We start from the raw sequence: 13,621 nt of genomic DNA, 5'->3' as shown, positions 1-13,621 counted from the left end.
GACGGCCACGCTCGCGAAGCGCTACGCGGATGCCGTCGCCGGCACGCGCGCGCGCGTCGTCGATACGCGCAAGACCACGCCGGGGTTTCGCGCGCTCGAGAAGGCCGCCGTGCTCGCCGGCGGGTGCGGCAATCACCGCTTCGATCTCGGCAGCGGCATCCTCATCAAGGACAACCACATCGCCGCGTGCGGCTCGGTGCGCGCGGCCGTCGAGTCCGCGCGCGCGCGCGCGCCGCACCCGCTGCGCGTCGAGTGCGAGGTCACGAACCTCGGCCAGCTCGACGAGGCGCTCGCCGCCAACGCCGACATCGTGCTGCTCGACAACATGACGGTCGCGCAGGTCGAGGTCGCCGCGGCGCGGGCTCACGCGCGCGGCAACGTCCTCGTCGAGGTGTCGGGCGGCGTCACGCTCGCCACGGTCGCCGACTACGCGCGCGCCGGCGCCGACCTGATCTCGGTCGGCGCGTTGACGCACTCGGCGCCCGCGGTCGACATCGGCCTCGATGTCCGCTAGCTCGGGCGGCGGCTGGCTCGGCTCGCACGTCGTCGAGCTCGCCGACTGCGCGTCGACGAACGACGAGGCCGCGAAGCTCGCGCGCGCCGGCGCCGCGCACGGCACCGTCGTGATCGCGCACGCCCAGACCGCCGGCCGCGGGCGCGACGGCAGGGCGTGGGCGTCGCCGCCGGGCGCCGGCCTCTACCTGTCCGCCGTGCTGCGCCCGCCGCTGCCGCTCGTCGACGTGCCGCCGCTCACGCTCGCGATCGGCATCGGCGCGTGCGACGCCGCGATCGCCGCCGGCGCGCCCGCGCGCATCAAGTGGCCGAACGATCTGCTCGTCGGCACGCGCAAGCTCGCCGGCATCCTCGTCGAGACCCAGAGCCAGGGCGGTCGGCTCGACGCCGCGATCGCCGGGATCGGCGTCAACCTGCGCGCCCACGCCGACCAGCCCGACACCGCGATCGCGCTCGAGTCCGCGCTACCCGCCGGCACCGCATCATTAGATCGCGACCGTTTTGTGGCCTCGCTGCTCGCGAACATCGCGCTGTGGGTCGATCGCTACGTGGCAGGCGGCCTCGCCGCGATCATCCCGGCGTGGCACCAGCGCATGGCTACTGGACTGGCCGCTCGCGCGACGATCGACGGCGCGCCGCTCGACGGTGAAGTCGCGGGCCTCGACGTCGACGGCGCGCTCCTGCTGCGCGATCCCCGCGGCCGCCTGCACCGCGTGCGCTCGGGCGATGTCCAGGTCCTGCGCGGTTGACTCCGGCGATGTCGCAGCTGCCGCGTGCACGCCGCGATTCGCCAGCACATCAAGCTAGCAACGCGGTTGATGCACCTAGCCCCGCTATGTATATTCACGCGCCCGATATGAAACGGATCGTCGCGATCGTCGGCCTGCTCGGCACGCTGAGCACGCTCGCTGCGTGCAACGGGCTCGACGCGCGCAACCGCATCCGCAAGGGCAATCGCCTGTTCAAGGACTCGTGCTTCGTCAACTCGGCCGGCGAGTACGAGAAGTCGCTGACCGAGCTCGACGATCCGATCGTGCACTACAACCTCGGCCTCGCGCTCCAGAAGCTGCTGAAGCCGGGCGCGGACAAGCCGATCCTGCTCGACAAGACCGACACCCTGACCTGTCAGACCACGCCGGGCACGACCACGCAGCAGATGCGCGCCTGCGTCCTCAAGGACGACGAGCACAAGGCGGACGAGAAGTGCGCCGACCAGCGGTTCGTCCCGTGCGACGAGAAGAACGTCTGCCCGTCGAGCCAGACCTGCGAGGCCGTGTCGGTGTGCTCGATCACGCCGCCGGCGCTCGCGGACATGATCACCGACAACTTCAACAAGTGGCTGCAGACCCACGATGACGACGCCGAGACCCGCGCGCTGATGACGCAGGTCTGGCTCGACAGCAACCAGTACGACAAGGCGATCGCCTACTGGACCGGCCTGCTCCAGAAGAACCCGCCCGACCCCGCGGTCAAGGGCAACATCATGGGCGCGCTGGCCGGCATCGAGCTCAAGTCCGGCAACTGGCGCAAGTCGATCGAGTGGTACCTCAAGGTCGCCGACCTCTCGACCGACAGCTCGGCGAAGATCAACGCCCTCCAGTTCATCGGCAACGTGGGGTGGGCGAAGCTCAACTCGAAGACGCTGTCGCAGCCCGAGTCCATCGAGCTGGCCGACCGCGCGATCGGCGCGCTCCAGAAGGCGGCCGAGCTTTCCCCGCAAAATCCGAAGTTTGTGGGCCTGCAGGCGTCGATCTTCAACTTCCGGGCGATGACGCAGGGCGCCTCGTTCGCGGCCGCGATCGATCGCGCAACCGCGCAAGATCTTCAGCACAAGTCGCGCGTTCTAGCCGATGAGGCGAAGAAGGCCCAGGGCTTGGCTATTCCATCACCCAAGACCGGCGGCTGATAGCCTCTACAAGGAGACCGCCGATGCCCACCTCGACACCAAACGATCCGGCTACCGCCTCCGCGGGGGCCGCCAGCAGCACAGGTTCGATGTTCTCGAACTTCACGGCTGGTCATAACCGGAAGATGCCCAAGTGGGCCGTGCCGCTGCTCGCCGCGGTGGTCGGTCTCCACTTCGTGCTGTTCTTCTCGATGTGGATCAAGTCGATCTGGGACATCGAGATGCTCGACCGGCCGAAGGTGTCGGTCGACCTCGCGGTCGCGCCGCCGCCGCCGCCGCCACCGCCGCCGCCCAAGGGTGGCGCGAAGCCGCAGACCCAGGTCATCGAGCCGAAGAAGATCAAGGTCAAGGACATCGTCCAGCCGGTCAAGGTCGAGAAGAACACGCCGACGCCGGTCGAAGACAAGGGCACGCCGAACGGCGAAGAGGGCGGCGTGGAGGGTGGCGTCGAGGGTGGTGTCGTCGGTGGTGACCCGAACGGCGTGCTCGGCGCGCCGCCGCCGCCGCCGCCGCCACCGCCGCCGCCGGCTCCGCCGCAGATCGTGCCGCCGAAGCTCCTCGAGGGCTCGCGCATCGCCGGCGACTCGCAGATCATCCCCGACGACAACACCAAGACCGAGATCTCGCGCTCGGGCAAAGACAAGATCATCGGGACGTTCAAGCTCTGCCTGTCGACCGACGGTAGCGTCGCGAGCGTCGGGCAGATCAAGTCGACCGGCTTCGACCAGTACAACGCGAAGATCCTGTCGACGATCCGCACGCAGTGGAAGTACCGACCGTACGTCGTCAACGGCAAGGCGGTGCCCGTGTGCACCGCCGTGACGTTCATCTATTCGCAGAAGTAGTAGAAGCAGGCACAAGGCGCAGCAAAGGACAGTGCAATGGGACTCGATCTAGTAGAGCTCTGGGACAACATGTCCATCATCGTGAAGATCATCACGGTGGGGATGGTCGGCATGTCGGTGTTCATGTTCTACGTGATCGCCGAGCGAATCCTCGCGTTCAGCGCGGCGTCGAGCCAGAGCATCCGGTACGTCCAGGCGCTCGGTGAGTACCTGCGCCAGAACAAGGTCGGCGACGCGCTCAACGCGGCGCGCTCGATGCCGAAGAGCCCGGTCGCCAAGGTCATGGAGTCGGGGCTATCAGCCTTGCTCCAGGGACGGGAGGCCCTCAAAACCGAGGGCCCAGATGACGTCGGCGAGTTCGATCTCGTCGACTCCGTCAACCGAGCGCTCGAACGCGTGAAGGAACGCGAGACCTCGAACCTGCGCAAAGGCCTGTCGTACCTGGGCACGGTCGCGTCGGCGACGCCGTTCATCGGTCTGCTCGGCACGGTCGTCGGCATCCTCGGAACCTTCCAGCTGCTGAAGGGCGGCTCGGTCGCGATCGGCGCCATCGGCCCGAAGATCTCCGAAGCGCTCGTGTCGACGGCGCTCGGCCTCGCGATCGCCATCATCGCCGCCATGTCGTTCAACTTCTTCACGTCGCGCGTCGAGACCTTCGTCATCGACATGAACGACGTGTCGAGCGAGTTCATCGACTACGTGCTGCGCGAGGGTCGGGGCTAAGCTCGTGAAGTCTGCCGGAGGCAAACGGACCTGGCGATTGACGGGCCACAAGAAGGCCCACATCGACACGGTCCGCAACGACATCAACGTGACGCCGCTCGTCGACGTCATGCTGGTGCTGCTCATCATCTTCATGCTGATGGTGCTGCTGACCGGCCGCGGGTACGACGTGGACCTGCCGAAGGCGCACAACTACTCGCAAGAGGAAGACAAGCTCCAGCCGGTCGTGTCGATCGACAACAAGGGCATGGTCTACATCGAGAAGAGCGAGATCGGCCCGTCGAACGCCGAGGCGACCTGGAAAGAGATGGAGAACCGCATCCAGGCCGCGTGGGCCGCGCCGAAGAACCCCGAGGGTGTCGGCCGCGTCTATCTCAAGGCGGACGGCGAGATCTCCTACGACAAGGTGTACCCGGTCCTGACGTACCTGAACGTCCACATGGGTGTGCAAGCCATCGACCTCGCGGTCGCCAAGGCCGCGACCGAAGGGGGGCAATAACCCATGGGGATGTCAACCGGTGGCAACAAGGGCGGCGTCCAGTCGGAGATCAACGTCACCCCGCTGATCGACGTCTTGCTCGTGCTCCTGATCATCTTCCTGATCGCGATGCCGATCGTGATGAAGATGGAGACCCTCGAGGTTCCGCGAAAGCTGAACAACGAGATCGAGATGCCGGACCCGAACGCGAGCCAGCTCACGATCACGGTCCACGCAGACATGTCGATGACGTTCAACGACGGCGACCACGACACGCCGATCCAGTTCTCCGACCTGGTCAAGACCCTGTCGGACAAGTTCAAGACCCAGCACGTCGGCACCGACAAGGTCGTGTTCGTCGACTTCGAGGACGGCGTGCAGTGGAAGAGCGTGCTGTCGACGATGGACACCATCCGCAGCCTCGCCAGCGACAACGCCCCGCCGGACGACAACCACAACGAGATCAAGGTCGCGTTGAAGGTCAAGAACGCGGACGCTCCCGACAAGCAGTAGCGTCCGGCGTCGCATGTGAGGCGTAGGGTCTGGCCAGGGTCTGGCCAGGCCCGGGGAAGGCGTCGGGGAGTCGCGCTCGAGGTGCGGCCGTCGCAGGTGCGTCGCTGGCTACTCCGCTAGCCTGCGACAGCGACCGCGACCGCCGCTGAGGGTCTGTCACGCGCCGTGATCGCATCGCCGTGTTCGGCTGTGATGGCGCAATGATAGAACGCTTGACAGCCATTTACCTGGTTAGTACAAGCGGTCGATTTTCTCATAGGGGAACCTGCCTATGCCGTCGTCGTCGAGTCGCCTCACCGTGTTCGCATTCGCCCTGTTCGGGGCAGCGTGTCTTGACACGGCGAGCGCCACAGATCTGTATCCGAACCTTCCCCCGATGATCTTCGAGGTGCGCGCCTTCCAAGCGTTGCCCTCGGGGAGCGGCACGGTCGTCACCCGTCCGGTGTTCGCGTTCGGCACGAACGTCAACGCGACGACGGCGGACACGCCGGACACCACCGGGCTCGCGATCGCGGCGACCCACGAGAAGTTCCGCCTGATCATGAGCGATCTGCTCCTCGGCAACTTCCTCGACGACGTGTCGTGTCGCGACGGCTCGTTCCAGTTCGTGCCGGTCGCGGCGACGCCCGACGACATCGCGAAGTGCGCGGTCGCGCAGGACGTGCTGCCGCTGACCTGCACCGGCGCCAACGCCGTGTGCATCTGTCAGAACCCGGCGGGCTGCGAAGCGGGACAGATCGCCGGCTCGGCGATCGCGGTCCAGCAGGGCGAGCCGGTCGGCGTGCTCGACACCAACGAGGACGGCGCGGCCGACCAGCAGCAGTTCCACGAGGGCTCGGTCGAGATCATCTGCACCGGCAAGAGCGGCACGGTCTACAACGTGCCGATCGACCTCGCGAACAGCTACTGGACGCCGTCGGGTGACCAGCAGGAGCCCGCCGAGGGTTCGCCCACGCCGTTCGACCTCATGGGCCCGGCGATCGTCCTCGTGCCGCGCCAGTTCGATGCCGGCGCGGCGTCGGTGCCGTCGATCATGCCGACGAACAGCGTCTGCAACTTCAAGTTCTCGCCGACCGTCATCGACAAGAAGGGCGAGCGTCCATGCGCGCCGGTGGGCGGGTTCGGCGGCTCGGGCGTCGCGGCGGCAAACCTGAGCTGCACCCCGGGCGACACCACGGCCGCGAACATGACCACCGAGCCGCTGGTGTTCAGCGCCACGCACGGCGTGAACTCGCTCGCGTTCGACGGGACGCCGGTCCAGCGCCTCGACGTGATCTCGGTGCTCGCGGCGGACACCATCCCGCTGAGCCCGACGTCGATCAGCAACACGCAGGTCCTCGAGGGTAGCAACGTCTACAACCAGGTCGTCGTCGCGCTGACCGCGCCGTACGAGTTCTCGATCACGCCGACGAACGGCAGCGGTTTCGACCCCGACACCGACTACACCCTCGTCTTCCCGACGACCATCACCGACTCGTTCGGCGAGCCGGCAGCGCAGACGCTGACGATCCCCTTCCACACGGCCCCGTAAGAGGAGCACGCCAACATGTCTACCAAGCACCTCCTCATCGCAGGCCTCGGGCTCGCCGGCTTCGCCACCGGCAGCCTGGTCCACACGCGGGAAGCACGCGCGCAGTCGGCGACCACCGGCGCCATCCAGGGCCAGGTCAAGGACGAGAAGGCCGCCCCGATCGCGGGTGTCACCGTCATCATCACATCGCCGTCGCTCGCGCAGACGCAGACCGCGCTCACCGACGAGAACGGCGTCTACAAGATCGCCGACCTGCCGCCGGGCGACTACCTGATCACGTTCTACTACCAGGACTCGACGATCGAGAAGTCCGGCATCCACGTCGGCATCGAGAAGACCGTCCCGGTGTTCCAGACGATCGACACGTCCAAGGTCGGCGGCGAGGTCATCAAGGTCGTGGCGAAGACGCCGACGATCGACCCGACCTCGACGAACCAGGGCATCACGATCGACAAGAACTACCTGAAGAACATCCCGGTCCCGGGCCGGACGTTCGAGGCCGCCCTCGGCGCCGCCGCCGGCTCGCAGAACGACGGCGTGGGCGTGTCGTTCTCGGGCTCGAGCTCGCTCGAGAACCAGTACATCGTCGACGGCGTCAACACGACCGGCCTCACCTACGGCACCGTCGGCACGCCGGTCATCAACGACTTCATCGAGGAGATCGAGGTCATCACCGGTGGCTACAACGCGGAGTACGGCCGCGCGACGGGTGGCGTCGTCAACGTCGTCACCAAGTCGGGTAGCAACGAGCTCAAGGGCTCCGTGTTCGGCTACTGGTCGCCCGGCCAGCTGACCGCGAACGCGAAGTCGACGCCGATCAACTCGTCGTCGATCGACACGATCCCGAACCTGAACTACCAGGCCGACTTCGGCTTCGAGCTCGGCGGTCCGATCATCAAGGACAAGCTGTGGTTCTTCGTCGGCTTCGCGCCGGCGTTCAGCCAGACCGACATCTATCGGTTCACCAAGACGCTGACCGACTGCCGCAGCGTGCTGCCGAACGGCCAGCTGTCGAGCTGCGACGGTCGCACGCGCCCGCTCGGTGGCAACGCCGACGGCGTGCCCGACGTCGACCCCAAGACCGGCTTCTTCATCACCGACGTCATCGACAGCGACATCCGCAGCCAGACCCAGTCGGCGTACAACATCCTCAGCAAGATCAACTACGCCGCGACCCCCGAGAACCAGGGGCAGTTGACGTTCCAGGCGCTGCCGTCGTCGCAGCACATCCCGAACGTGTTCGGCCCGGCCGATCAGGGCGCCGCGATCAACCAGAGCGACCTGACGACCGACCTGTCCGGCAAGTGGACGTCGAAGTTCAACGACAACAAGACCGAGATCGAGGCGATCGTCGGCTGGCACCGCGACTACGTGAAGAGCGACGCCATCAACCCGGCGTTCGAGGACCAGGCCCAGAACGTCCTGACGGACGGCGTCGGCCAGGCCGCGAACCTCGGCGTGTGGGGCGCGGGCTTCAAGTCGGAGTCGCAGCGCACCATCATGGAGTGCACCAACGGCTCCGTGCTCACGGACGCGATGGGCAACCCGGTCAGCGGCGCGCTCGAGCGCGCGAGCACGAACTGCCCGATGTCGTCGCGCGCGTACGTCGTCGGCGGCCCGGGCGGGCTGCAGCGTGACCGCGAGGAGCGCCGCAGCGCGCGCCTCGGCATCACCGAGCGCTTCAAGGCGGCCGGTAGCCACGAGGTCAAGGCGGGCGTCGACATCGAGGACAACATCTCGGAGAAGGCGCGCCTCTACACGGGCGGCCAGTACGACATCACCGATCAGGCCGCCGGCGTCATCGAGATGTACCGGTGGGCTCAGCTGACCGGCGCGAACAACACCGACCCGCGCTTCGACAACACCTGCACCACGCCGAACCCGGCGGACGTCGGCAAGACGACGCTCCAGTTCTCGCCGATGCCGAGCACGACGAAGGGCATCGTCTACCGCGGCAAGTGTGACTTCCTCAGCGGTACGATCGGCTCGCCGGGCACCACGGTCCTCGGCAACACGCTCAACTGGGCCGCGTACCTGCGCGACTCGTGGCAGATCAAGCCGAACCTGACGTTCAACTACGGCGTTCGCTACGAGGAGCAGCGGCTCCGCTACGCGGACTTCCTGCAGAACACGCAGGACGCGCTGACCGGCAACTTCCTCGGCAAGAACGCGATGGTGCTCCAGGGCAACTTCGCGCCGCGCATCGGCCTCATCTACGACCCGACGAAGGAAGGCCGCGCCAAGATCTACGCGAATTGGGGCCGGTTCTACGAGTCCATCCCGATGGACATCAACGAGCGCTCGTTCGGCGGCGAGGTCCAGTACTTCCAGCAGTTCAGCAGCTCCGGCACGGGCAACCAGTGCGGCACCGTCGATCCGCGCATCGGCGCGCCCGACCCGGCCGGCTGCTTGTTCGACTACCCGAAGACCAACCCGCCGACCCCGCCGGTGGCCGACGTCAACAACTCGGCGTCGCGCGGCCAGCAGCTGATCGGCGCCTCGGGCGATCTCGTCGCGCCGGGCATCAAGGCCCAGTACATGGACGAGATCCTCGGTGGCCTCGAGTACGAAGTGCTCGACGATCTGAAGATCGGCGTCACGTACCAGAACCGCCAGCTCGGCCGCGTCATCGAGGACGTGTCCACCGACGGCGCGAACACGTACATCATCTCGAACCCCGGCGAGTGGAGCACGGACGACGAGAAGAACCTCGAGAACCAGATCGACCGCACCACCGACGCGACCGACAAGGCGCGCCTCCAGCACGAGCTGACGCTGTTCCGCGGCATCCGGATCTTCGACCACCCGACCCGCGACTACAACGCGCTGCAGTTCACGCTGACGCGCCGGTTCAGCAAGCACCTCTACGTGCAGGGCAGCTACACGTACTCGAAGACCGAGGGTAACTACCCCGGCCTGATCTCGTACGGCAACGGCCAGATCGACCCGAACATCTCGTCGCAGTTCGACCTCATCGAGCTGCTGGCGAACCACGAAGGTCCGCTGCCGACCGATCGCCCGCACTACATCAAGATCGACGGTTACTACACGTTCGACTTCAAGCAGAAGGGCTCGCTGACCCTCGGCATCCGGTTCCGCGCGCTGTCGGGTATCCCGGAGAACGCGCTCGGCGCGCACTACCTGTACGGCGAGAACGAGTCGTACCTGCTGCCGCAGGGCGAGCTCGGTCGGACCGACTTCACCCACGGCCTCGACGTCCACGCCGGCTACGGCAAGGCGCTGCCGCGGAACATGAACCTCGAAGTGTTCTTCGACATCTTCAACATCTACAACGCGCAGGGCACGTTCTACGACGACGACACGTACGCTCCGCTGTTCCGCATCAACGGCGGTCAGCAGGCGGCTAACCCGATCTCGGGCGGCACGTACCAGGACCTGATCTGGACGCGCACGATCGTCACGCAGAGCAACGAGCCGGTCGAGACGCCGACGCCGATCAGCCGGAACCCGAACTTCCACAACACGATCGTCCGCTACGCTCCCGCGAGCGCCCGGATCGGCGTGCGCCTGACGTTCTGACCGAGCCGGATCGATGTCAGGGCGGTGTGCTACGCCGCTGGTGTGGCAACCGCTCTGAACCCGGAGCAACAGGCCGCCGTCGAGCACGGCGATGGCCCGTTGCTCGTGCTCGCAGGTGCGGGCACGGGCAAGACGCGCGTGCTGGTGTCGCGCATCGCGCACCTCGTGGAGACCGGGGCGGAGCCGTGGGAGATCCTCGCGGTCACGTTCACGAACAAGGCGGCCGGCGAGATGCGCCAGCGGCTGCGGTCGATGCTCGGGACGCGCGCGGACGCGATGTGGGTCGGGACGTTCCACTCGACCTGCGCGCGCCTCCTGCGAAAGTTTGGCGACGCGGTCGGGCTGACCCGCAGCTTCGTGATCTTCGACGACGACGACCAGATGAAGCTGGTCGACCGGATGCTGAAGGAGACCGGCCTCGACGAGCAGATCTCCGCGCGCACGGTGCTGTCGCGCTTCGATCGCGCGAAGAACCGAGGCGTCGACCCGCGGTCGGTGAAGACCGGCGCGTTCGACGACGTCATCGAGCGCATCTATCCGATGTACCAGGCGCAGCTCGCGAAGGAGAACGCGGTCGACTTCAACGACCTGCTGCTCAAGACGCTCGGCCTGTTCGACACCGAGTCCGCCGACAAGCTGCGCACGCGGTTTCGCCACGTGCTGGTCGACGAGTTCCAGGACACCAACAAGGTCCAGTACGACCTCGTGAGCCGGCTCGCCGAGGCCACGCGCAACCTGACCGTGGTCGGCGACGACGACCAGTCGATCTACGCGTGGCGCGGCGCCGAGCCGCGCAACCTGCTCGACTTCGACCGCGACTTTCCGGACGCGACGGTCGTCAAGCTCGAGCACAACTACCGGTCGACGCAGACCATCCTCGACGCCGCGAACGGCATCATCCAGCACAACCGCGACCGCCACGCCAAGGCGCTGTGGACCGACGCCGGCGCGGGCGAGTTGATCGAGGTCCACGCGGCCGGCGACGAGCGCGGCGAGGCCTACTTCGTCGCGCGCGAGATCCGCCGCCTGCTCGACGACGGGCCGCTCAGCCCGAGCGACCTCGCGATCCTGTATCGCACCAACGCGCAGTCGCGCGTGCTCGAGGAGCACCTGCGCGCGGCGCGCGTGCCGGCGAAGGTGCTGGGCGCGGTGTCGTTCTTCGAGCGCAAGGAGGTGAAGGACGTCGTCGCGTACCTGCGCCTGCTCGCGAACCCGAACGCCGACAGCGCGTTCGAGCGCGTGGTCAACGTGCCGGCGCGCGGCATCGGCGACACCACGACCGACCGGCTGCGCGCGGCGGCGCGCGCGAGCGGGTGGGGGCTCTACGAGGCCGCGAAGTCGGCCGCGCGCGGCGAGATCGCCGGGCTCGGCGCGCCGGCGCGGCGCAAGCTGCAGGGGTTCGTCGAGCTCGTCGAGGGGCTGCACGACGTGGTGGCCCAGGGCGCGTCGGTGGCCGAGACGATCATCCAGATCGTCGACCGCAGCGGGCTGCGTACGAAGCTCGAGGCCGACGACAACAGCGAGTCGCGCGACCGGCTCGACAACCTCGCCGAGCTCGTGACGACGGCGACCGACTTCGACGACGAGACCGAGGGCGGCGCGCCGGCGACGATCGACGCGTTCCTCGAGCGGATCGCGCTGTCGTCGGCGGGCGACCAGAGCCCCGATCGCGATCAGGTCGTGCTGATGACGATCCACATCGCGAAGGGCCTCGAGTGGCCGGTCGTGTTCATCACCGGGCTCGAGGACGGGCTGTTCCCGTCGCTGCGCGAGCGCGACGGCCAGAGCGAGGACGCGGCGCTCGAGGAGGAGCGCCGGCTCGCGTACGTGGCGCTGACGCGCGCGCGCCAGCGGCTGGTGCTCACGCACGCGCGCACGCGGCGCGTGTGGGGCGAGATCCGCGTGCAGGGGCCGTCGCGGTTCCTCGCGGACCTGCCGCCGGGCTGCCTCGCCGTGCCGCAGCGGCCGGCGGCGATCGTGCCGAAAGGGCCGCGCATCCTCGACGGCAACTTCGCGCCGACCGCGGCGGCGTCGCGGCGCATGCGCGCGGCGCGCGACGACTTCGACCAGCGCACGCCTCATGGCGACGACGACCCGGTCTATCACCTCGACCACGACGCGCCGCCGACCGAGCCGTTCCGCACCGGCGATCAGGTCCTGCACGCCATCCACGGCACCGGCCGCGTGATCGCGGTGTCGGGCGCGGGCAAGGATCGCAAGGTCATCGTCGACTTCCCGGCCGCCGGCCGGATGACGGTGCTCGCGCGCTACCTGCAGGCCGACGGCGTCGCGAACTGACTAGTTCGTGGGGTGCTCCGCGGTCGGCTGCGAGATCTCGGGGTTCGCGGAGCCGTGGAGGACGAGGATGTGGCCGAGCCCGCCGCCGCCGCCACCGCCGCCGTTCGTGCCGCTGCCGGGGCCGCCACCCCCGCCGGCGGCATTGTCGGAGCTCGCGCCCGGGCCGCCGGACGCGCCGCCGCCGCCGGGGCCGCCGTTGCCGCCGGGCGCCGCCGTCGGCACCGACATGTTCGGCGGATCGATCGCCGCGCTCCCCGGTCCGCTCGCGGTCCCGCCACCGCCACCGCCACCGCCGATCGCGCAGATCTCCATCGACCCGAGCTGGTAGTCCATCGCGGACAGCGCGACCAGGCCGCCGGCGCCGCCGCCGAACGCACCCGCGGAGGTCGCGCCGCCGCGACCACCCTGACCGTTGGCGTCGATGACGCCGGTGCCGGTCAGCATCCCGCCGCTCACCGCGTACACGATGCCGCCCGGCAGCACGCCCTGCGTGAGCTCGACGCCCGGCGGTTGGCCGTTGCAGCCGGTCACGAGCCCGGAGCCGGTCACCGTCTGCGCCGATCCGCCCTTGCCCGCGCCCTGGCCGCCCGGGCCGCCGAGCGTCGCGTGGCTGCCGCCCGCGCCGCCGCCGTTCCCGGCGATGGTCGAGTCGAGGCACGCCACCTGGTCGGTGTCCGCGCCGGGCCCGACGCGATTGCTGCCGCTCGACGCCGACAGGCCGGAGATCTCCAGCCGGCTCGTGCCGTACAGCACGAGCGGCAGGCTGCCGGTGGCGACGACGCCGGTGAGCGTCAGGCTGTCCGCGGCAAACACGCACGCGGCTGCCGTGTTCGAGCCGGTGTTGTGCAGGATCTCGCCGGCGACCTCAGGGGTCTTGCAGTTCGTGGTGTCGAGCGTGCCCGCGATCTCGAGCACGCCGGGCGTCACGTTCGCGCACGTCGTGAACAGCGACGGGTCGCCGAAGCACGACGAGCCCATGAGCAGCGGGGTGTCGAGCGGCGCGCCGCCGTCGCCGCTACCGCCGCTGCTGCCGTTGCCGGCGTCGCCGGTCGCGGCGACGCGCTGGTAGCAACCCGCCGACACGAAGCCCGCATACCCCGCGAGCGCCGCGACGACCAGTCCCGTCCTCGTCGTCACCAGCTCATTCTGGCATCTTCTCGGTCGAGATCGTGATCGCGAGCGGTGCGCGGTCGCGCACGAGCTCGAGCGGCACCGGCTTACCGGGCGGCGTCGCCGCGACCAGCCACGGCAGCGACCGGTGGTCGACGTCATGG

The 13,621-nt window shown here is 68.3% G+C and carries 11 protein-coding genes; 10 read left to right on the top strand and 1 reads right to left on the bottom strand.

The genetic code is table 11. The features are described 5' to 3' along the window. From nadC to VH914_15520, 10 genes are all read left to right on the top strand, one after another. Positions 1-514, top strand: a 514-nt coding sequence (nadC, locus tag VH914_15565; GenBank protein HEX4492626.1) for a carboxylating nicotinate-nucleotide diphosphorylase, incomplete at its 5' end; no start/stop codon positions are given. Beyond that, positions 504-1,262: a biotin--[acetyl-CoA-carboxylase] ligase gene (locus tag VH914_15560; protein ID HEX4492625.1), complete on the top strand. Its 759-nt coding sequence runs from the start codon at positions 504-506 to the stop codon at positions 1,260-1,262. The genes nadC and VH914_15560, both read left to right, overlap by 11 nt. A gap of 8 nt (positions 1,263-1,270) precedes the next feature. After that, on the top strand, positions 1,271-2,419 hold the full coding sequence (locus VH914_15555; protein ID HEX4492624.1) for a hypothetical protein: 1,149 nt from the start codon (positions 1,271-1,273) through the stop codon (positions 2,417-2,419). A 125-nt stretch (positions 2,420-2,544) separates the two neighbouring features. Next, positions 2,545-3,264 carry a hypothetical protein gene (locus VH914_15550; GenBank protein ID HEX4492623.1) on the top strand — a complete coding sequence of 240 codons (720 nt, stop codon included), beginning with the start codon at positions 2,545-2,547 and terminating at the stop codon, positions 3,262-3,264. A gap of 36 nt (positions 3,265-3,300) precedes the next feature. Next, on the top strand, positions 3,301-3,987 hold the full coding sequence (locus VH914_15545) for a MotA/TolQ/ExbB proton channel family protein (GenBank protein ID HEX4492622.1): 687 nt from the start codon (positions 3,301-3,303) through the stop codon (positions 3,985-3,987). 37 nt (positions 3,988-4,024) lie between these two features. Then, positions 4,025-4,486 carry a biopolymer transporter ExbD gene (locus VH914_15540; protein HEX4492621.1) on the top strand — a complete coding sequence of 154 codons (462 nt, stop codon included), beginning with the start codon at positions 4,025-4,027 and terminating at the stop codon, positions 4,484-4,486. Positions 4,487-4,489: 3 nt separating this feature from the next. Beyond that, positions 4,490-4,978: a biopolymer transporter ExbD gene (locus VH914_15535; protein ID HEX4492620.1), complete on the top strand. Its 489-nt coding sequence runs from the start codon at positions 4,490-4,492 to the stop codon at positions 4,976-4,978. A gap of 376 nt (positions 4,979-5,354) precedes the next feature. After that, a complete protein-coding gene (locus tag VH914_15530) occupies positions 5,355-6,509 on the top strand; it encodes a hypothetical protein (protein ID HEX4492619.1) in 1,155 nt (384 codons plus the stop codon). 15 nt (positions 6,510-6,524) lie between these two features. Then, positions 6,525-10,049 carry a TonB-dependent receptor gene (locus VH914_15525; GenBank protein ID HEX4492618.1) on the top strand — a complete coding sequence of 1,175 codons (3,525 nt, stop codon included), beginning with the start codon at positions 6,525-6,527 and terminating at the stop codon, positions 10,047-10,049. 42 nt (positions 10,050-10,091) lie between these two features. Beyond that, positions 10,092-12,347, top strand: coding sequence for a UvrD-helicase domain-containing protein (locus tag VH914_15520; protein ID HEX4492617.1), 2,256 nt, complete (start codon positions 10,092-10,094; stop codon positions 12,345-12,347). On the opposite strand, the gene VH914_15515 is transcribed toward VH914_15520, so the two are convergent. Further along, positions 12,348-13,484, bottom strand: a complete 1,137-nt coding sequence (locus VH914_15515; protein HEX4492616.1) for a hypothetical protein — start codon at positions 13,482-13,484, stop codon at positions 12,348-12,350. Positions 13,485-13,621: the final 137 nt, after the last annotated feature.

The sequence above is a fragment of the Acidimicrobiia bacterium genome, from assembly GCA_036271555.1.
Classification (GTDB): Bacteria; Actinomycetota; Acidimicrobiia; order IMCC26256; family PALSA-610; genus DATBAK01.
This window is presented reverse-complemented; position numbering and strand designations above follow the sequence as displayed.

What these genes read in the sequence shown, in the direction of transcription:
- VH914_15535 (HEX4492620.1), top strand. Translation starts at nt 4,490, where the DNA reads ATGGGGATGTCAACCGGTGGCAACAAGGGCGGCGTCCAGTCGGAGATC.
- VH914_15560 (HEX4492625.1), top strand. Translation starts at nt 504, where the DNA reads ATGTCCGCTAGCTCGGGCGGCGGCTGGCTCGGCTCGCACGTCGTCGAG.
- VH914_15525 (HEX4492618.1), top strand. Translation starts at nt 6,525, where the DNA reads ATGTCTACCAAGCACCTCCTCATCGCAGGCCTCGGGCTCGCCGGCTTC.
- VH914_15550 (HEX4492623.1), top strand. Translation starts at nt 2,545, where the DNA reads ATGCCCAAGTGGGCCGTGCCGCTGCTCGCCGCGGTGGTCGGTCTCCAC.
- VH914_15555 (HEX4492624.1), top strand. Translation starts at nt 1,271, where the DNA reads ATGTCGCAGCTGCCGCGTGCACGCCGCGATTCGCCAGCACATCAAGCT.
- VH914_15530 (HEX4492619.1), top strand. Translation starts at nt 5,355, where the DNA reads ATGATCTTCGAGGTGCGCGCCTTCCAAGCGTTGCCCTCGGGGAGCGGC.
- VH914_15545 (HEX4492622.1), top strand. Translation starts at nt 3,301, where the DNA reads ATGGGACTCGATCTAGTAGAGCTCTGGGACAACATGTCCATCATCGTG.